The 17,426-nt window shown below is 66.0% G+C and carries 15 protein-coding genes; 3 read left to right on the forward strand and 12 right to left on the reverse strand.

Annotated features, from left to right (window positions below; genetic code table 11):
• Positions 1–33: 33 nt before the first annotated feature.
• From RIC54_RS23350 to RIC54_RS23360, 3 genes are all read right to left on the reverse strand, one after another.
• Positions 34–1,830 carry a transglycosylase domain-containing protein gene (locus RIC54_RS23350; RefSeq protein ID WP_350151478.1) on the reverse strand — a complete coding sequence of 599 codons (1,797 nt, stop codon included), beginning with the start codon at positions 1,828–1,830 and terminating at the stop codon, positions 34–36.
• 273 nt (positions 1,831–2,103) lie between these two features.
• Positions 2,104–3,717, reverse strand: coding sequence for a sensor histidine kinase (locus RIC54_RS23355; RefSeq protein WP_350091964.1), 1,614 nt, complete (start codon positions 3,715–3,717; stop codon positions 2,104–2,106).
• Between the two features lie 3 nt (positions 3,718–3,720).
• A complete protein-coding gene (locus RIC54_RS23360; RefSeq protein WP_502989678.1) occupies positions 3,721–4,578 on the reverse strand; it encodes a substrate-binding periplasmic protein in 858 nt (285 codons plus the stop codon).
• Positions 4,579–4,666: 88 nt separating this feature from the next.
• Between RIC54_RS23360 and RIC54_RS23365 the strand changes: the two genes are divergently transcribed.
• Together RIC54_RS23365 and RIC54_RS23370 are read left to right on the forward strand one after the other, a co-directional pair.
• Positions 4,667–5,860 (forward strand): hypothetical protein, encoded by a 1,194-nt coding sequence (locus RIC54_RS23365; RefSeq protein ID WP_350091967.1) that lies wholly within the window; start codon positions 4,667–4,669, stop codon positions 5,858–5,860.
• A gap of 105 nt (positions 5,861–5,965) precedes the next feature.
• Complete coding sequence (locus tag RIC54_RS23370) at positions 5,966–6,106, forward strand: hypothetical protein (protein ID WP_350091970.1); 141 nt, start codon at positions 5,966–5,968, stop codon at positions 6,104–6,106.
• A 19-nt stretch (positions 6,107–6,125) separates the two neighbouring features.
• Here the strand turns inward: RIC54_RS23370 and RIC54_RS23375 are convergent, their stop codons facing one another.
• The 9 genes from RIC54_RS23375 to mutM all read right to left on the reverse strand — a co-directional run bounded on the left by RIC54_RS23375 (position 6,126) and on the right by mutM (position 16,550).
• The gene (locus tag RIC54_RS23375; protein ID WP_350091973.1) at positions 6,126–6,839 is read right to left on the reverse strand and encodes a DUF599 domain-containing protein; all 714 of its coding nucleotides are present in this window, start codon (positions 6,837–6,839) and stop codon (positions 6,126–6,128) included.
• Positions 6,840–6,890: 51 nt separating this feature from the next.
• The gene (gene gyrB, locus RIC54_RS23380) at positions 6,891–9,338 is read right to left on the reverse strand and encodes a DNA topoisomerase (ATP-hydrolyzing) subunit B (RefSeq protein ID WP_350151480.1); all 2,448 of its coding nucleotides are present in this window, start codon (positions 9,336–9,338) and stop codon (positions 6,891–6,893) included.
• Complete coding sequence (gene recF, locus RIC54_RS23385; RefSeq protein WP_350091979.1) at positions 9,331–10,563, reverse strand: DNA replication/repair protein RecF; 1,233 nt, start codon at positions 10,561–10,563, stop codon at positions 9,331–9,333. The genes gyrB and recF overlap by 8 nt, the downstream gene beginning before the upstream one ends.
• Complete coding sequence (gene dnaN, locus RIC54_RS23390; protein WP_350091982.1) at positions 10,560–11,681, reverse strand: DNA polymerase III subunit beta; 1,122 nt, start codon at positions 11,679–11,681, stop codon at positions 10,560–10,562. The genes recF and dnaN overlap by 4 nt, the downstream gene beginning before the upstream one ends.
• Positions 11,682–11,852: 171 nt before the next feature.
• A complete protein-coding gene (gene dnaA / locus RIC54_RS23395) occupies positions 11,853–13,274 on the reverse strand; it encodes a chromosomal replication initiator protein DnaA (RefSeq protein WP_350091985.1) in 1,422 nt (473 codons plus the stop codon).
• Positions 13,275–14,108: 834 nt separating this feature from the next.
• Positions 14,109–14,375 carry a 30S ribosomal protein S20 gene (gene rpsT / locus RIC54_RS23400; RefSeq protein ID WP_350091988.1) on the reverse strand — a complete coding sequence of 89 codons (267 nt, stop codon included), beginning with the start codon at positions 14,373–14,375 and terminating at the stop codon, positions 14,109–14,111.
• Between the two features lie 109 nt (positions 14,376–14,484).
• Positions 14,485–15,261 carry an enoyl-CoA hydratase gene (locus tag RIC54_RS23405; RefSeq protein ID WP_350091991.1) on the reverse strand — a complete coding sequence of 259 codons (777 nt, stop codon included), beginning with the start codon at positions 15,259–15,261 and terminating at the stop codon, positions 14,485–14,487.
• A gap of 57 nt (positions 15,262–15,318) precedes the next feature.
• On the reverse strand, positions 15,319–15,702 hold the full coding sequence (locus tag RIC54_RS23410; protein ID WP_350091992.1) for a hypothetical protein: 384 nt from the start codon (positions 15,700–15,702) through the stop codon (positions 15,319–15,321).
• 17 nt (positions 15,703–15,719) lie between these two features.
• Entirely contained in the window at positions 15,720–16,550 is an 831-nt protein-coding gene (mutM, locus tag RIC54_RS23415; protein ID WP_350091994.1) for a bifunctional DNA-formamidopyrimidine glycosylase/DNA-(apurinic or apyrimidinic site) lyase, read from the reverse strand.
• Between the two features lie 98 nt (positions 16,551–16,648).
• Here mutM and ubiE point away from each other — a divergent pair, with 98 nt between their 5' ends.
• On the forward strand, positions 16,649–17,407 hold the full coding sequence (ubiE, locus tag RIC54_RS23420; RefSeq protein ID WP_350091997.1) for a bifunctional demethylmenaquinone methyltransferase/2-methoxy-6-polyprenyl-1,4-benzoquinol methylase UbiE: 759 nt from the start codon (positions 16,649–16,651) through the stop codon (positions 17,405–17,407).
• The last annotated feature ends 19 nt before the right edge of the window (positions 17,408–17,426 follow it).

The following is a 17,426-nucleotide window of genomic DNA, read 5'->3' on the forward strand; positions in this document are numbered from 1 at the left end:
GCCGGGTTCGCGATTCACCAGGCGCCGGGGGCGCTACCGAGTCTCGGCCAGCGTCGTCTTGTCGCCACCCGATCCGATCAGCGGCCGAACCGGCCAACCCTGGTGGGCAGGCATCATGAAGCGCTTCCAGATGTCGGCCGGCAGCCCCCCGCCGGTGACGCTGTCCATTGCCGAGCCGTCGTCGCGCCCGACCCAGACCACGGTGACCAGATCGGCGGTGAACCCGGCGAACCAGGCGTCGCGATAGTCCTGGGTGGTTCCGGTCTTCCCGGCTGCCGGACGGTCGAGCCGTGCGGCCTTGCCGGTCCCGTTCTGAACCGCCCCGGCCAGCATGCCGACCAGCGCCTGGGCCGAGCGGGGCGATACGACCGGCGACAGGCCGGAGCCGGATCGCTCGTACAGCGTCTGGCCATCACGGTCGCGCACCGCGGTGACGGCGTACGGCAACACCGCCCGCCCGCCGTTGGCGATACCGGCATAGACCCCGGCGACCTCAAGCGGACTGGCCTCACCGGTTCCCAACGCGAGGCTCGGACCCTCCGGAAGCGGTCCCGACAGCCCCAGCCGTTCGGCAAGCGAGCGGACCCGGGAACGACCGATCGCCTCCTGTAGCCGCACCGTGGCGGCGTTGCGCGACCGGGAGAGCGCCTGCGCCAGGGTAATCCTGCCCTCGAATTTGCCGTCGATGTTCTCGGGTGCCCATCCGGCGATGCGGATCGGGGCATCATCGATCGCGTCCGATGGCGCCCAGCCGGCCTCAAGCGCGGCCAGGAAGACGAGCGGCTTGAAGGTGGAACCCGGCTGCCGTCGCGCCTGGACCGCGCGGTTGAACTGGCTGTCGCCGTAGCTGCGGCCGCCGACCAGGGCGCGGACCGCGCCGGTGGCCGGGTCGAGTGCGACCAAGGCAGCCTGCAGGCCTTCGCCGCGGCGGGCGCCGGCCAGACCCTCGGCGACGGCGCGTTCCGCCAAGGCCTGCAGACCCGGGTCGAACGTGGTCTCGACGTTCAGATCGCTCGCCGGCCGTCCGACGAAATCCGGCACGCTGTCGTAGACCCAGTCGGCGAAGTACCGGGCGCCGGAGCCACGGCCGGCGGGGCCGGCGATGGCGATCGGCTGGCTGGCGGCTGCTCGGGCGGTCTTCTGGTCGATGAACCCGGCGTCGACCATGTTGGCCAGCACGACCGAGGTTCGCGCACCGGCCAGTTCCGGCGCCACTGCCGGGTTGTAGCGGCTCGGTGCTTTCAGCATGCCGGCCAGAAGCGCCGATTCCATCAAGCCCAGCCGTGTGGCCGGAATTCCGAAGTACTTGCGCGCGGCAGCGTCGACGCCGTAGGCGCCGGCGCCGAAGTACACCCGGTTCAGGTAGATCGACAGAATTTCGTCCTTGGAGAACTGGCGTTCCAGCCAGAACGCCAGGAGCAGTTCCTGGACCTTGCGCTCGAAGCTCCGGTCGGCCGTCAGGAACACGGTCTTGGCGAGCTGCTGGGTGAGCGTGCTGCCACCTTGGACCACCCGCCCGGCCGCCAGGTTGGTCCAGGCCGCCCGTGCCACGCCGATCGGATCAATCCCGGGATGCTCGTAGAACCGCCGGTCCTCGGTCGCAATCACGGCCTGAATCAGGTGCTTCGGCAGTTCGTCCACGGTCAGCGGGTCGCCGTGCATCGGGCCGTACGACGCAAACATGCGGGCATCTGCGCCGACCAGTCGTACCGCCCCCGCTCGAGTGTGGCGGTCCAGATTGCCGATGTCGGGCAGCCGGTAGGCTTCCCAGGCAAGGAGCCCGACCACCGCGACCACCGTCCACAGGCCGATGACCACGCTCCAGAGCACGACCGAGCCGAGTACCCGCCGCAGAATCCCGCGGCCTGTCGGCGCCCGCCGCGACCGAACCGTTCTTGTGCCGGCAGACGCCTGCTTGCGAGACGGCGTTCGAGGTTTGGCCGTGGACGACCGGGCCGCGCGACGGCCGGATGCGGATGCACGGGCCATTGTCCCGCCCCCGGTTTTTGAAAAATTACGTGAGAGTATGCTTCGAACTATATGAGAAATCTATCAAATCATCAATTCTGATGAGAATCCAGGGCGTTTCAAATGCGTCCGGAGTCACTGACCCGTGATCGGTGGATTGCGGCGGGACTCCGGCGGGAACCACAGGGTTGCCCTCGTCCCCACGCCCGGGCTGCTGTCGACGGACAGCCTTCCGCCATGCAGCCGGGCCATCTGGGACACCAGCGGCAGGCCAAGCCCGGTTCCCTGCTGGCTGCGGGTTATCGGACTGTCGATCTGGCCGAACGGCTCGAGTGCGCGGGCGACGTCCTGGCTGCGCATGCCGATGCCGGTGTCCACCACCGCAATCGTGACCCCGCCTTCCGGCGTCACCCCGCCTTCGATCGCCACGGTTCCCGGCGGGTCGGTGAACTTCACCGCGTTGGACAGGAGGTTCATCAGCATCTGCCGGAACCGCCGTGGATCGGCCCTCATCGGTCCGATGGACCGATCGAGCCGGCATTCGATCGCCAAGTCCTTGCGGGCCGCCTGCGCGCGCATCAGCTCCACGACGGTGCGGGTGATCGCGACCGGATCGATCCATTCGGGATGGATCTCCATCTGCCCGGCTTCGATCTTGGAGAGATCAAGGATGTCGTTGATCAAGGTCAGCAGATGCGCGCCGCTGTCGTGGATATCGGCCGCGTACTCCGACATCTGCTCCCGGTCAGCGCCGCGGACGACCTGGTCGCGCACGAGTTCGGAGAAGCCGAGAATCGAGTTCAGCGGGGTGCGAAGCTCGTGGCTGACCAGGGCGAGGAACTCCGACTTGGCGCGCCCGGCCCGCTCGGCGGCGTCGAGGGCTGCCGCGGTCTGCCGTCTGGCCTGGTCGACCCGTGCCAGGGCGGCTGACAGTTCGACGGTCCGCTCCTGAAGCTCCCTGGTGCGTGCCGCCACCCGGGTTTCCAGATCCTGATTGAGGGCGGCAAATTCGCGCTGCCCGAGGGTGAGGGCCGAAACCAGATCATTGTAGGCGACGCGAAGGTGCTCGATCTCGGTACCGGACGCCGAGGCCGCGGTCCGTGCGTCGAACTCCACGGGATGCAGGCGCCCCCAGCCGGACTCCCGAACCGCCCGCGTCAACTGGATCAAGGGCCGCGCCAGGATCGAGCGGCCGAGTCGATCGAAGATCACCCAGAGGATGGCGGTCTTCAGGATCGCGGCGACGATGATCAGGATGATCCGCCACTGCAGGCGCTCGGCCAGTACAGTGGACGACGACATCAGCGAGACCATGCCGACCATGTCGCGGCCGACTGCATGCCGGTAGTAGACCGGAAAGTTCACGGTGATCGAATCACCAAACCATCCGGATTGTGCCGGCGCGCCCAACAGCACGAACTCGCGGGTGCCGGTATGGTCGGCGATCCGCACGCCGACGATTTCGGGGATTTCAAGCATTCCGGTCGCGATTGCCGTCGCGGCTTCGATATCCACCGACCACAACGGTGCGGCCAGCGCCTCCTCCAGCGTCCGGCGGTAGATCGACAGTTCGCGTTTCAGGTCGTTGCGCGCGCTGTACCAGGCCTCGCCGACGAACGCCGCCGTGATGACGATGGCCGCGCCGAGATAGAGCGCAAAGGCCGCCCGAAACAGCTTCCGGGTGACCGGAGATTGGACGGTGCCAGTCTCCTTATGCGGCGACTTGCCGCCTATGCCGAGACCAGTCATGCGTCAGGAGCCGTCGGCGTAGCGGTCGCTGAGTGCACGGAATTCGTCCGATTTGCGAACTTCGGCAATGGCATCCCATACCGCCTCGGCCAGAACGCGGTCGCGCTGCACGAACCTGTGGGACAGCATCAGGTAATAGGCGCTGGTGCGCAGCGGTGGTTCGAGCTTTGACACCGAGGCGTAGCGAACCGGATCGCTCCGGATGACGGCCCCGGCAAGGTTCTCGATCTCGGCATAGGCCGCCAGCCGGCCTTCGAGCAGCTTGGGGAAGTTGAGCGACGGGGTACGACCGACCTCGACCCGCGCGCCAAGACGCTCCAGGAGATCGACCACCGCGTACCCGGCCGTGGCGCCGATCGGCCGGCCGTCGAGGCCGCCGAGGGTCGTTCCGTCCCAGGTGATGGACGAGCCGGCCGGAACGAACAGCATGTACGACTGGAAGAACACCGCACGGCTCTCGTCCGGCCGGCCGTCCTCGGTCTTCGGATAGGCACCGATCGCTTCCCGCTCGGCCTTGTAGCTGGCGTGAAAGAGGCCGTCGGTCTCACCGGTCTCGACCATCAGAAGCCCGCGTTTCCAAGGCACCCGCTTGAACGACAGGTTGACCTCCAGGCGCTGACCGACCTGCTTCAGCAACTCAAGCGTCAGTCCCGGCCGGCTCCAGTCGATTGCCGTGCCTTCGCCATAATGACGCGGCGGATTGGGTACTGTTTCGTACGCAATACGCAGGGTCGGGCGGCCATCAAAGGTCGCCGGGGCCTGTGCAAGCGCGCGGTTGAACGCACCGAGCGCGGCAAGCATGAACAATACGCTACCAACGCCGGCGGCGGTGCGGCGCCCAAGGTCTGTCACCGATGCCAACAATCCCTCCCAAGAGGGCGCCCGTTGCAGGGCGCCCGGCGGTGTGAAAGCATGAATTAGACACGAACACAATCTGGTCGCCGAACCGATGACGGACGTTGACCGCTCACTGCGTGAGACCCTCAGCTCCGGTGCCAGTCGGATCTTCAACGTGGCGGAGATCACCCGGCGCCTGGAGGACGCGGCGCGTGACGCCGGTGGCAAACCGCCGGACCAGCTGCTGTTCAGGCACCGCGGCCTGAACCGGGCGGTGTTCATCAAGCGGCCGAAGGAGTTTGCCCCGCCGCCGAGCGCGGCGCTGAACACGTCGGCGGAGATTCTGGAAAACGGACAGCTGCGGACATTCACCGTCGACACCCGGGTGCGTGTGGAGAAGGGCGATATCGCTACCGTCGTCTATATTCCTTACGATCCTAATAACGTGTCCGACGGCGGCAACAGCTTCGAACTCGGCGGCCGGGGGCGAACCCAGGCCCTGCTCGACATCGCCGGTTTTGACGCTCGCGCCGACAGCGACAGCGTACGCAGTGACCTGCGCCTGCTGGAGGTGATCGAGAATCTGCCGTCGCTCGACCCGTTTCTGTTGAAGGATCGCGTTGCCGTCGAGAACCTTACGGTGCCGGAGGAGTACTTCACGATCCCAGAGGCCGAGTTTCAGGACATCAAGGCCTACATCCTGACCAAGTTCCGACCGATCACCGAGCGGGTGGTCGACCCCAACTCCCGCAACGCCGCCCAGGTCACCGAGCAGTTCATCATGAAGCTGTGGGAGGCCAAGGACCTCGACTACCTGAGGCCGATCACCGAGGTGTTCCGGATCGATCCGAGCCAAGCCGCCGACATCTACTATTCCTGGAAGGGCGTCACCTACTACGAGTACCAGTACAAGCGTGGCCAACGGACCATGCTCGGTTTTGCGGACTGGCTGCACAGCCGGGCCGTACCCTCCCATTACGTCAAGGCGAACCTGCGCGAGGAGCTGGAGGAGTCGGTCCGCGACGTGGCGGGAGCCTTCGCCCGGCATCTGAAGAACAGCTCCGACATCCTGCGGATCTACAATCAGGGCTACGAGAACCTGTTCGTCAAAGGCGGGGAGGCTCGCCCGTTCATTGAGTTCCTCCGCGACTCCAGTACGTTCTTCTGGGACATCGCGGCGTCGATCTCGGCGTTGAATCACGGCGTGTCGGTCTGGAACCAGCGGACCCGCAACGCTTCCGAAGGAAAACTCACCGCCGACGAGTTGAAGCCGCTCCTCGAGATTCTAGGGCGGGTGATCGTGTAGTGACCGTTGCCGGATGAATCAATTTCCTGTTCTGTTAACCATTACCGTTGACGAGGTGTTTACAACCTTACGGCACGATCGGACGGCAATCAGGAGGTCACCAAGATGCCGGACATCGACCAGCCATCCATTGACGAGATCGCGAGCCAAGCCGAAATCGGAACGGTTCGGGAGCCGGAGTTCCGGCTCATTGCCGACCTGATCCGGATGACGATCCTGGGCTTCGAGCAGCGCGCAGCCGCCTGATCCGCCTGGCCGACGGATGTCAGCCTCCGTCGACCAACACCAAGGCCGCGTGCGCGCGCGAGCGAAACTCGCGGCGGTACAGCGTGCCGACCACCCAAGCCGTGGTGGCGATCAACGCCAGGGGATGCAGGAACCAGGCGCAGGCCGCCAAGCCAAAATAATACGAATGCATGCCACCGTTGTAGTGCCGGGCGGCCAGCGTCACCAGACGCGCCGCTACACCGGCCCGCGCCTTTGCAACCATTTCATCCCCGTGACCCGGCTGCGGAATTGATCCGAGCACGACACCCGCGTTGTTGTGCAGCCGCATCGACCACGCCAGTCGAAAGAAGGCGTGCATGAAGATCAGGATCATCAGCGCGACCTTGAAGCCGAACCGGTTCTGGCTGGTGGTCGCGAAGTAGTCGAAATCGTTCAGAACGCCAACCACGTCGGCGGCAGTACCCAGCGCCGCCGCCAGCCCGCCGATCACGAAGATCGCGGTCGACGCCAGGAACGCCGAGTTGCCGGTCAGCGACTGCAGGATCTGGACGTCAAGAATGCGGTTGTCCCGCCCGACCGCCGCTTCCATCCAGCGCTCCCGCCAGACCTGCATCCGGGCCGGGAGGCTATGGCCCCGCCGGGTCGCCCGCGTGCTGTAGGCCTCGTAGCCGACCCACGCGAGCGCAAACACGGCGAACGCCGCGATATCCAGAACCGAGAAGATCGCCAGGACATCGGCTATGGTCGGCACCTGACAACCCTTCCGGTGACCGTTGCCGTCGACTGCATCAGGACCAAGCGGCTAGACGTCCAGGTTGGCGACCTTCAAGGCATTGGTCTGGATGAAGTCCCGGCGCGGTTCGACCACGTCTCCCATCAGGGTCGAGAACACCTCCTGGGCCTCGTCGGCGTGGGCGACCTTGACCTGCAGCAGGGTGCGGCGATCGGGGTCCAGCGTGGTCTCCCAGAGCTGGCCCGGGTTCATCTCGCCGAGACCCTTGTAGCGGTTCACGGTAAGGCCCTTGCGGCCGATCGCGAACACCGCCTCGATCAGACCGATCGGGCCGTGCACCACGCGCGGGCCGTCCTTGTTCTCCAGGCTCGCCCGCTTGGCGAACAGGTCCTGCAGGTCGCTGGCTCGCTCGTCCAGGCTGCGCGCTTCGGGGGTCTTCAGGAACGCGCCGTCCAGCCGGTACCGTTCGGTCACGCCGCGCAACGTGCGGGCAAACACCAGAGCCGGTCCGGTTTCGGTCTCCTCGAACTGGCCGCTCCAGCCGCGCTCATGCTCTTCCGACAGCGCGTCGAGGCGCCGGGCCAGATACTCAGCGGTCGCCTGGGCGGTTTCGGGATCCGCCAGCAAACCGGCACCGAGCGCGCCGGCAACCGCCGCCTGCTCGACCACCACCGCGCTGCCGAGGCGCCGCGCCAACGGCTCGATCAGTTGCTTGGCCTGGCGCGCCAGTTCGGCCTGGCCCGCCAGATCGACGCCGGCAATCTGGGATCCAGTCGACAGCGTCAGGACGGCACCCTTGGTGCCTTCGTCGATCAGGAAGCGTTCCAGCGCCCTGTCGTCCTTTAGGTAGGTCTCCTCGCTGGCGCGCTTGACCCGGTAGAGCGGCGGCTGGGCGATGTAGAGGTAGCCGCGCTCCAGCAGCTCCGGCATCTGCCGGAAGAAGAAGGTCAGCAATAGGGTGCGGATGTGGCTGCCGTCGACGTCGGCGTCCGTCATGATGATGATGCGGTGATACCGCAGTTTCGTGATGTCGAACTCTTCCGGGCCGATGCTGGTGCCCAGCGCCGCGATCAGCGTCCCGATTTCCTGGCTTGCCAACATCTTGTCGAAGCGCGCCCGCTCGACGTTCAGGATCTTGCCGCGCAGCGGCAGGATCGCCTGCGACTTGCGGTGGCGACCCTGTTTGGCGGAGCCGCCGGCGGAGTCACCCTCGACCAGGAACAGTTCGGCCTTGGCCGGATCGCGCTCCTGGCAGTCGGCGAGCTTGCCCGGCAGGTTGGCGATGTCGAGCACGCCCTTTCGCCGGGTCAGATCGCGGGCCCTGCGCGCCGCTTCGCGCGCTGCTGCCGCCTCGTAGGCCTTGGCGACCACCCGCTTGGCGTCGGCCGGATGTTCCTCGAACCATTGCTGCAGCTTGTCGGCGACGATGTTCTCCACCACCGGCTTGACCTCGGACGAGACCAGCTTGTCCTTGGTCTGGGAGGAGAATTTCGGGTCCGGCACCTTGACCGACAGCACGCACGTCAGCCCCTCGCGGGCATCGTCGCCGGACAGCGTCACCTTCTCCTTCTTGGCGATGCCGGAGCTCTGGGCGTAGCTGTTGACCTGCCGGGTCAGCGCCGCGCGGAACCCCGCAAGGTGGGCACCGCCGTCCTTCTGCGGGATGTTGTTGGTGAAGCACAGCATGGTCTCGTGGTAGGAATCGGTCCATTCCATCGCCACTTCGACGGTCATGCCGTCACGCTCGCCGCCCATCATCAGCGTCGGATGCAGCGCGTGGCGCGCCCGATCGAGATAGGTCACGAAGGCCTGAAGCCCGCCCTCGTAGTGCAGATCGATCGTTTTGGATTCCGCGGTGCGGTCGTCGGTCAGCACGATCCGCACGCCCGAGTTCAGGAACGCCAGCTCGCGCAGGCGGTGTTCCAAGGTCGGCAGGTCGAAATCGACCATGGTGAAGGTCGACTTCGAGGGCTTGAAGGTCACCTCTGTGCCGCTTTGGGTCGCCGGACCGACCACGACCAGATCGGCCTCCGGCACGCCGTGGCGAAAGCGCATGAAATGTTCCTTGCCGTCGCGCCAGATCCGCAGATCCAGGGTTTCGGACAACGCGTTCACGACCGATACGCCGACCCCGTGCAGGCCGCCGGAAACCTTGTAGGAGTTCTGGTCGAATTTCCCGCCGGCATGCAGCTGGGTCATGATGACCTGGGCAGCCGACATGCCTTCCTCGCTGTGCATGTCGACCGGAATGCCCCGGCCATTGTCGGAAACGGTCACCGATCCGTCACCGTTCAGCGTGACCATCACCGCGTCGCAATAGCCGGCCAGCGCCTCGTCGATGGCGTTGTCGACCACCTCGTAGACCATGTGGTGCAGGCCCGAGCCGTCGTCGGTGTCGCCGATGTACATGCCCGGCCGCTTGCGCACGGCATCCAGCCCGCGCAGCACCTTGATGGAATCGGCGTCATAGCCATTGGATCCGCCGTTCCCATTCTCGGGAAGGGTCTCGTCAGCCATTCGATTTCTCTCCTCGGAGTCCGATGGTGCCGGCCGGCGCAAGCCGTCCGTCCGTCACCTCAACTATCTGGGCCCGGTCGGCGATCGGGGCAAATACCCCCCGATCGGTGCCGGTCAGCCAAGCCTGTCCCCCCAGCGCCAGAACCGCCTCGAACAAGGCGGTGCGCCGACGGTCGTCCAAATGGGCGGCCACTTCATCCAACAGCAGGATCGGGGACGCACCCTCGTCGATCGCCTGAAGACGGGCATGCGCCAAAACGATGCCGACCAGAAGGGCCTTCTGTTCCCCGGTCGAGCAGCGCTCGGCCGGCATGTCCTTGGGTACGTGCCGCACCAGCAGGTCACTGCGGTGCGGGCCTTCGGCTTCCGGCGAACCAGGCCGGCGGCCGGCGGCGAGGGTCGCGCGCAGCCGGTCCTCGATTTCCAGGGCCGGGGCTTCGTCCAGCCAGCGGTCGACGGTGCCGTCCAAGGTCAACTCGGCCGCCGGAAACGGCGGCTCGGTCTCGGCGCACACCTGGTTGAGCCGGGCGACCAGCGAGGACCGGGCGGCGGCTACCGCGATCCCGGTGGCGGCCAGCGTCTCCTCAAGCGCGGCGAACCAGGCCGGATCCCGGACGCCGTCCTTGATCAGCCGGTTTCGCTCCCGCCAGGCGTGCTCGTAGTGGTTGACCCGGGTCGAATGCTCCGGATCGAACGCGAACACCATCCGGTCCAGGAACCGTCGGCGGCCGGACGCACCATCCAGGAACAACCGGTCCATGGCCGGCGTCAGCCAGGAAACGGTGACATGGTCGCCAAGGGCAGACTGGCTCCGGGCCGGAGCGCCGTCGACGCGGACCAGGCGGCGCTCACCGTCGGAATCCGGATCGCGGCCGGTGCCGATGGTCACCGCACCAAGCTTGCCATCGACCCGCGCGGCCACGGCCCAGGCGCTGGAACCGGCGTCCGCCATGTCGCCCGGGGTCAACCGGTCGACCTCGGACAACCGGGCACGCCGCAACCCGCGCCCCGGGGTCAGGAACGAGACGGCCTCCAGCAGATTGGTCTTGCCAGCCCCGTTGGGTCCGGTCAGCACGACCGCCGGGCCGTCGATGTCGAGGCTCTCCGCCGCATAGTTGCGGAACCGGGTCAGGGTCAAGCGGCGCACGGCAAGCCGTTGCGGAACGGCGGCCGTCTGCACCGCCGGGTCGGCCATGAGTGGTCGGGCGATCACGCGGCTGGTCACACCCGCATCGGCATGAGGACGTAGAGCGTGCCGTCGTCGCTCTCGTCCGTCACCACGGTCGGCGATGCGGCGTCGGCCATGGCGAACACCGCCTTGCTGCCCTCATCGATCTGGTCGGCGATATCCATCAGGTAGCGCGAGTTGAAACCGATCTCGATGGCCGCGGCGGCGTAGTCGACATCGACCTCTTCGGTCGCCTGCGCGTTGTCCGGGCTGTTGGCCGACAAGGTCAGCGTGCCGCTCGCCAGACTGAGCTTGACCGAGCGGGACTTCTCGGTCGAGATCGTCGCCACGCGGTCGACGGCGCGCTTGAACATCGAGCTTTCGACCCGCAACATCTTGTCGTTGCCGGTCGGGATCACCCGCTCGTAGTCCGGGAACGTCCCGTCGATCAGCTTGGTGGTCAGCACGCTCGACTCGAACGCGAAGCGCAGCTTGTTCTCGCTCAGCGAGACCTGGACGTCGCCGTCGGTCTCTTCGATCAGCTTGCGGATCTCCTGGACGGCCTTGCGCGGCACGATCACCGACGGCATCCCGGCGGCGCCGGAGGGCAGCGGCATCTGGACGCGGGCGAGACGATGCCCGTCGGTTGCCACCGCGCGCAGCACCGCGACGTCGCCGGCCTTGGCTTCATGCAGGAAGATGCCGTTCAGGTAGTACCGGGTCTCCTCGGTGGAGATCGCAAAGCGCGTCCGGTCGATCAGGGTCTTGGCGTCGGCCGCCGACAGTACGAAGCTGGTCGGCAGCGTGTCGCCGGACAGCGCCGGGAACTCCTCCATCGGCAGGGTCGGCAGCGAGAAGTTCGAACGGCCGGCGCGGATCGTCATCCGGCCGCTGTCGCCAGCGGCCGTCAACTCGACCTCCGAGCCGTCCTGCAGCTTGCGGACGATCTCGTACAGGGTGTGAGCCGGTACCGTGGTCTGCCCCGGCTGATCGACGGAACATCCGACGCTTTCCACCACATCAAGGTCCATGTCGGTGGCCGTCAGTGACAGCGTACCGTCGGCGGCGCGCAGCAGCACGTTGGCCAGAATCGGAATGGTGTTCCGCCGCTCAACGACGCTTTGGACATGGGCCAGCGGCTTCAGCAGCGCCGCTCGGTCGATCGTGATCTTCATGGGCTCGCTCGGGCCTTTCGAACGGTCTCGGGGACACGTCCGCCGATCCTGAAGGACGACGGACTCGCATGCCCGCGATTGGGCGAATCGTACGCCCCTTCTATACCATGAAACGCCGCCGTAAGGATGAGTTTTACAAGCCCTGAAACGGCCCGGCAGCGGGCCGTTCGGTCAGCTTTCGAGCATGCGCCGGAGCATGTCGACATCCTCGTCGAAATGCCGGTCGGCAGCTCTCAACTCGTCGACCTTCTTCACCGCGTGCATGACCGTGGTGTGGTCGCGCCCGCCGAACTTCCGGCCGATCTCCGGCAGCGAACGGTGCGTGAGCTGCTTGGCCAGATACATGGCGATCTGGCGCGGCCGGGCAATCGACCGGGACCGTCGGGCCGAATGCATGTCGGTGATACGCAGGTTGAAATGCGAGGCGACCTTGCGCTGGATCTCCTCGATCGTGACGCGCCGGTCATGGGACTTCAGGAGGTCGTGCAGCCCCTCCTGGGTGCTTTCGATGGTGATCGGCCGCCCCACCAGGGTGGTGTGTGCCACGATGCGGTTCAGAGCACCTTCCAGCTCGCGCACGTTGCTGGTGATCTTGTGGGCCAGGAACTCCAGGACCTTCGAGGGGATGGACACCTCCAGCCGCTCAGCCTTCGACTGAAGAATGCCGAGCCGCAGCTCGTAGGTGGTCGGGTGAATGTCGGCGACCAACCCCCAGCCGAGCCGGGAACGCAGCCGCTCCTCCAGTCCGTCGAGGTCGTTCGGCGATTTGTCCGCCGAGATGATGACCTGGCGGTTGCGGTCCACCAGGGCGTTGAAGGTGTGGAAGAACTCTTCCTGGGTCGAATCCTTGCCGCTGATGAACTGGACATCATCGATCATCAGCACGTCGACCGACCGGAACAGGTCCTTGAACGCCACCGTGTCCTTGAAGCGCAGGGCGCGGATGAACTGGTACATGAACTTTTCGGCGGACATGTACAGCATGCGCCGCTGCGGGTGCTTCTCCCGCAGGTTCCAGGCGATGGCATGCATCAAATGGGTCTTGCCGAGGCCGACCCCGCCGTACAGGAACAGCGGATTGAACGGAACGGTCTCGCTGTCGGCGACGCGCCGCGCCGCCGCGAACGCCAGTTCGTTCGGCTTGCCGACCACGAAGTTCGCAAATGTGAAACGCGGATCCAGAGGCGCACTCAACGCGTCGGTCGGGTCGTTGCTGCGGAAAACCGCCGGTGCCGCCAGTTCGACAGGCTCGTGGTGTTCGGCGGAATCGCCGTCACCGGCCGTTGCCGCCGCCAAGGCCCGGTCGGCCGGCGCCTCGGCGGCGGCGCCTTGTGCCACAGTCACCTCGACCGATCGGATCGCGGCGTCCTCGATCGCCCAGAGCGCGCGCAGGCGATCACCGTACTGCGTCGTAACCCGATCGCGTACGAACCGGCTGGGAACGGACAGAACCACCGACGCGCCGTCGCAACGGACCAGCGTCAGCGACCGCAGCCAGCTGCGATACACGGTCTCTCCGCACTCGGTGCGCAATCGGCCGCGCACCCGCGCCCAGCGGGCGGCAGTCTCGCCTCCGCCATTGTGGTCAATCATCACACGTGCCTCCCATACGAAACCGGTCGACGCCCCACGCCAAACCGTATTGGATCCGCACGTCCCCCTTTTGGCTCCCCAAGCCGAAATCTGTCGTCACCGCTTGCCTCTTGTGTCTCCCGGACATTCGCCCGGCTTTTTGTGCCTCGTGGCCGATCCGCCCGCCAAGCCCCCCGCTCGATCGGCCAGAACAATATTCTCCCAACCAAGACGACCTCAGTCGTCCCGTCCCGTTATAGCCAGCGCTTAAGAGTGTCAGCACCAGTGCTTGGACGTTACTTAGGCATACCCAAGAATTCGCGCATTGCGTTTCTGCAATTACTGGAATTACTGCAATTTTTCCTTTATTTTTTGCAGTAATCAGCGTTCCGTGCTGAGGTGCGTAAGTTACTCGGGGGCCCCGCCGGACGCAACCGAGTCGGTCGATGGATGACGATTTTTTTTTGCCCAGACGAGCCGAATCGCAAGTTGACTTATCGAGACGAAACTTGATTCAACGCCTTGTGTCTCGACATTAAAGCAATATCGAGAAGGTACCCGCAAAGCATTAACCAAAGGAGAAAGTGTTGATGGTGGAGCGGCTTAGAGGCTGACGCATTTCTGTCACACGACTGCTTCCGCAGCCCGCCCCAGTAGCCGTCATGCGCCTCGTCGTGGCCCGATATGTTCGCAAGACATATGATCGGATATCAGTCCGACGGCGGGCGGACCGTCGAGGCCGGTGCGGCGCGACCCGCAGTGGCAAGAAGCTTCTTCATCGAACACGCGAAAAGGCCGCCGGAAGCCGACGGCCTTTGAAGCGCTGTGCAGTCGGCGGCCAGGGCCGCCGGATCGTCAGGCGCCGAGCGCCTTGATCCGCGCGTTCATGCGCGACAGCTTGCGAGCAACCGTATTGCGGTGCAGGACGCCCTTCGACACCCCGCGATGCATTTCCGGCTGCGCCTCCACGAAGGCGGTCCTGGCGGCGGCGTGGTCGCCGGCGGCAATCGCCTTCTCCACCTTCTTCACGAAGGTGCGGATGCGCGAGGTGCGCGCGTGGTTGATCTCGAAGCGGTGCGCGTTGCGAACAATGCGCTTCTTGGCCGATTTGTGGTGCGCCATGGTAACTCTCTAAAGCCCGGCGGATACGCGGAAGGCGCGCCTTATAACCTTGCGCCTGATCTGCGTCAACCGGTGTGGGTGGTTCCGGGTACCGGAAAAGCTGAAAGGGTCAGGAGTGCCGGAAGGCCGGCTGCCGCTTCTCGACGAACGCCGCCATGCCCTCCTTCTGATCCTCGGTGGCGAAAGTCGAGTGAAACAGCCGTCGTTCGAAGCGCACGCCCTCGGACATTGTCGTCTCGTAGGCGCGATTTACGGCCTCCTTGGCCATCATGACAATCGGCTGGGACATGTCGGCGACCCGGTTGGCGACCTTCATGACCTCGTCCATCAGTTCGGCGGCCGGCACGACCCGGCTGACCAACCCGGCGCGCTCGGCCTCCTGGGCGTCCATCATCCGGCCGGTCAGGCACATGTCCATCGCCTTGGACTTGCCGACGAAGCGGGTCAGGCGCTGGGTCCCCCCGGCACCCGGAATGGTGCCGATCGTGATCTCCGGCTGGCCGAACTTGGCGGAGTCGGCGGCGATGATGAAATCGCACATCATCGCAAGCTCGCAGCCACCGCCCAGGGCATAGCCGGCCACCGCGGCGATTACCGGCTTGCGGATCCGGGTAATGTGCTCCCAGCGCGCGGTGATGAAGTCCTCCTTGTAGACGTCCATATAGGACTTGGACTGCATCTCCTTGATGTCGGCGCCGGCCGCGAAAGCCTTCTCGCTGCCGGTCAGGACAATGCAGCCGATGGCGTCGTCGCCCTCCAACTCGTCCAGTCCGAACGCAAGTTCATCCATCAGGGCCGACGACAGCGCGTTCAGCGCCTTGGGCCGGTTCAGCGTGATGACGCCGACCTTGCCGCGGCGTTCGACCAGGATCGTCTCGTAAGCCATCGCATATGCTCCTTTCCAGATCCGCCATCGGCGGTCGGAACTATGGATCGTGCAGTTTCAGCGGGGTGTGAGTTCGAAACGGACAACCAGGCCGTCACCCTCCACCACGGTATCAACGGTCAGAACCTCGCCCTCGCGCATCCAGCGGCCGGCCTGATCGACCGACCAGCCAAGCTGGGGGAGGGTTTCGGCGTAGAAGGCGCGCACATCGGGCATGCGCACCTTGCCTTCCGCGAAGGCGACCACGATGCGGCCGGCCGCGGCGTCAAAACTCACGCTGGCAGCAGGGACGTTGGTCAGTCCCGGCATCAGCGGAAGATCCTCAAATCCATCGACGAAGGCATCCGCGCGGACGGGCGTGGACGCCGCTCCCCACAGCAGGCCGACCCCGATGACGACGGAGGCGGCGAGACGCGCGAGGAGCCGGTGCGGCTTGCTCATGGCTGGGGGCTTCTACATCACCGCTGACAGGACGGACAATAGAAAGTCGACCTGCCGGTCTGAACGATTCGCTGAACGGTACCCCGGCACCCTTCCTTTGGGCACGGCTGGCCTTCGCGGTCGTAGACCCCGAAGGTGTGCTGGAAATAGCCGAGTTCCCCGGAGGTCTGCCGGTGGTCGCGCAGCGACGAGCCGCCGGCAGCGATGGCGTCGGTCAGCACGGCGCCGATCGCCGAGACCAGCGCATCGGCGCGCGCACCCCGGACATTCAGGGCCAGCCGCTTGGGTGCGATCCCGGAACGATGCAGCGCCTCGCAGGCGTAGATGTTGCCGATGCCGGCCACCACCCGCTGGTCCAACAGAGCCGCTTTGATCGCGGTCTGCCGACCTTCCAGGGCCGTTTCCAGGGCGGTCGCGGAGAAGGCGTTGCCGAGCGGCTCCGGGCCGATCCCGGCAAGCAGGCGGTGGTTCTCCACGTCGGCGGTCGGCCACAGATCCATCATGCCGAAACGCCGTGCGTCGTTGAACCGCAACCACCAGCCCTCGTCGGTCCGCAGCACCACGTGGTCGTGCTTCTCGAACGCCGGGTCGCCACCGTTCGACAGCAGCATCCGACCGGACATGCCGAGGTGGATCATCCAGCAGGCGCCGTCGTCCAGATCGACGAGGATATACTTGGCGCGCCGCCGCAGGCCGACCACCCGCCGCCCCGTCAGCCGGCCGGCGAAACCGTCGGGCAGGGGCCAGCGCAGATCGGGCCGGCGCGCCTCGACATGGGCGAGAATCCGACCTTCCAGCCGCGGCGTCAGGCCGCGCATCACCGTTTCGACTTCGGGCAGCTCGGGCATGGCCGGACGGTATCGCTTGATTCAGCGCCCGCCAAGCGACTTGATAGGCCGCGCCCGCGATACCTTATGCCCGCGGAGGAGTTCTCTTGGGAGCCGCCATGATCGACGATCGCAAGATCCACGACGGTCTGACCGATTTCGGCTTTACCGAGATTCCGGTCGGGGAAAAAGCCACCCGGGTCCGCGGCGTGTTCGACTCGGTCGCCGGCAGCTACGACCGGATGAACGACCTGATGAGCCTGGGCGTGCACCGGCTCTGGAAGGACGCTTTCCTGGACTGGGCGGTGCCGCGCGCGTCGCAGCGCCTGCTCGACGTCGCCGGCGGTACCGGCGATATCGCCCAGCGCTGGCGGCGGCGCGGCGGCGGGCCGGTGACGGTGTGCGACATCAACGCCGAGATGATCGCCGTCGGCCGCGACCGGCTGGAGCGTGTCGGGGGCGATGCCGGCATCGACTGGGTGGTCGGCGACGCTGAGCGCCTGCCGCTGGCCGACGGCTCGGTCGAACGGGTCACGATCGCTTTCGGGCTGCGCAACGTCACCCGGATCGATCTGGCGTTGGCCGAGATGCGCCGGGTGCTGCGTCCCGGCGGCCGGTTCCTGTGCCTGGAGTTCTCCAAGCCGACCCAGCCCTGGCTGGACCCGTTGTACGACGCCTATTCATTCAAGGTGCTGCCTTGGCTTGGCCGGGTCGTCGCCAAGGACGAGGCCGCCTACCAATATCTGGCGGAGAGCATCCGCCGCTTCCCGGACCAGCAGGATCTGGCCGAGCGGATGCGCCGCGCCGGGTTCGAGAAGGTCGGCTGGCGCAACCTGTCGGCGGGCATCGCGGCCATCCATTCCGGCTGGCGGCTCTAGGCAGTGGCCCGCTGATCCA

This window comes from Thalassobaculum sp. (assembly GCF_040219215.1).
Classification (GTDB): domain Bacteria; phylum Pseudomonadota; class Alphaproteobacteria; order Thalassobaculales; family Thalassobaculaceae; genus Thalassobaculum_A.

Bases quoted from the DNA above. Each gene is read 5' to 3' on its own strand.
- dnaN (WP_350091982.1), bottom strand. From the start codon at position 11,681: ATGAAGATCACGATCGACCGAGCGGCGCTGCTGAAGCCGCTGGCCCAT.
- RIC54_RS23365 (WP_350091967.1), top strand. From the start codon at position 4,667: ATGACGGACGTTGACCGCTCACTGCGTGAGACCCTCAGCTCCGGTGCC.
- RIC54_RS23370 (WP_350091970.1), top strand. From the start codon at position 5,966: ATGCCGGACATCGACCAGCCATCCATTGACGAGATCGCGAGCCAAGCC.
- dnaA (WP_350091985.1), bottom strand. From the start codon at position 13,274: ATGATTGACCACAATGGCGGAGGCGAGACTGCCGCCCGCTGGGCGCGG.
- RIC54_RS23355 (WP_350091964.1), bottom strand. From the start codon at position 3,717: ATGACTGGTCTCGGCATAGGCGGCAAGTCGCCGCATAAGGAGACTGGC.
- rpsT (WP_350091988.1), bottom strand. From the start codon at position 14,375: ATGGCGCACCACAAATCGGCCAAGAAGCGCATTGTTCGCAACGCGCAC.
- mutM (WP_350091994.1), bottom strand. From the start codon at position 16,550: ATGCCCGAGCTGCCCGAAGTCGAAACGGTGATGCGCGGCCTGACGCCG.
- RIC54_RS23405 (WP_350091991.1), bottom strand. From the start codon at position 15,261: ATGGCTTACGAGACGATCCTGGTCGAACGCCGCGGCAAGGTCGGCGTC.
- ubiE (WP_350091997.1), top strand. From the start codon at position 16,649: ATGATCGACGATCGCAAGATCCACGACGGTCTGACCGATTTCGGCTTT.
- RIC54_RS23410 (WP_350091992.1), bottom strand. From the start codon at position 15,702: ATGAGCAAGCCGCACCGGCTCCTCGCGCGTCTCGCCGCCTCCGTCGTC.
- gyrB (WP_350151480.1), bottom strand. From the start codon at position 9,338: ATGGCTGACGAGACCCTTCCCGAGAATGGGAACGGCGGATCCAATGGC.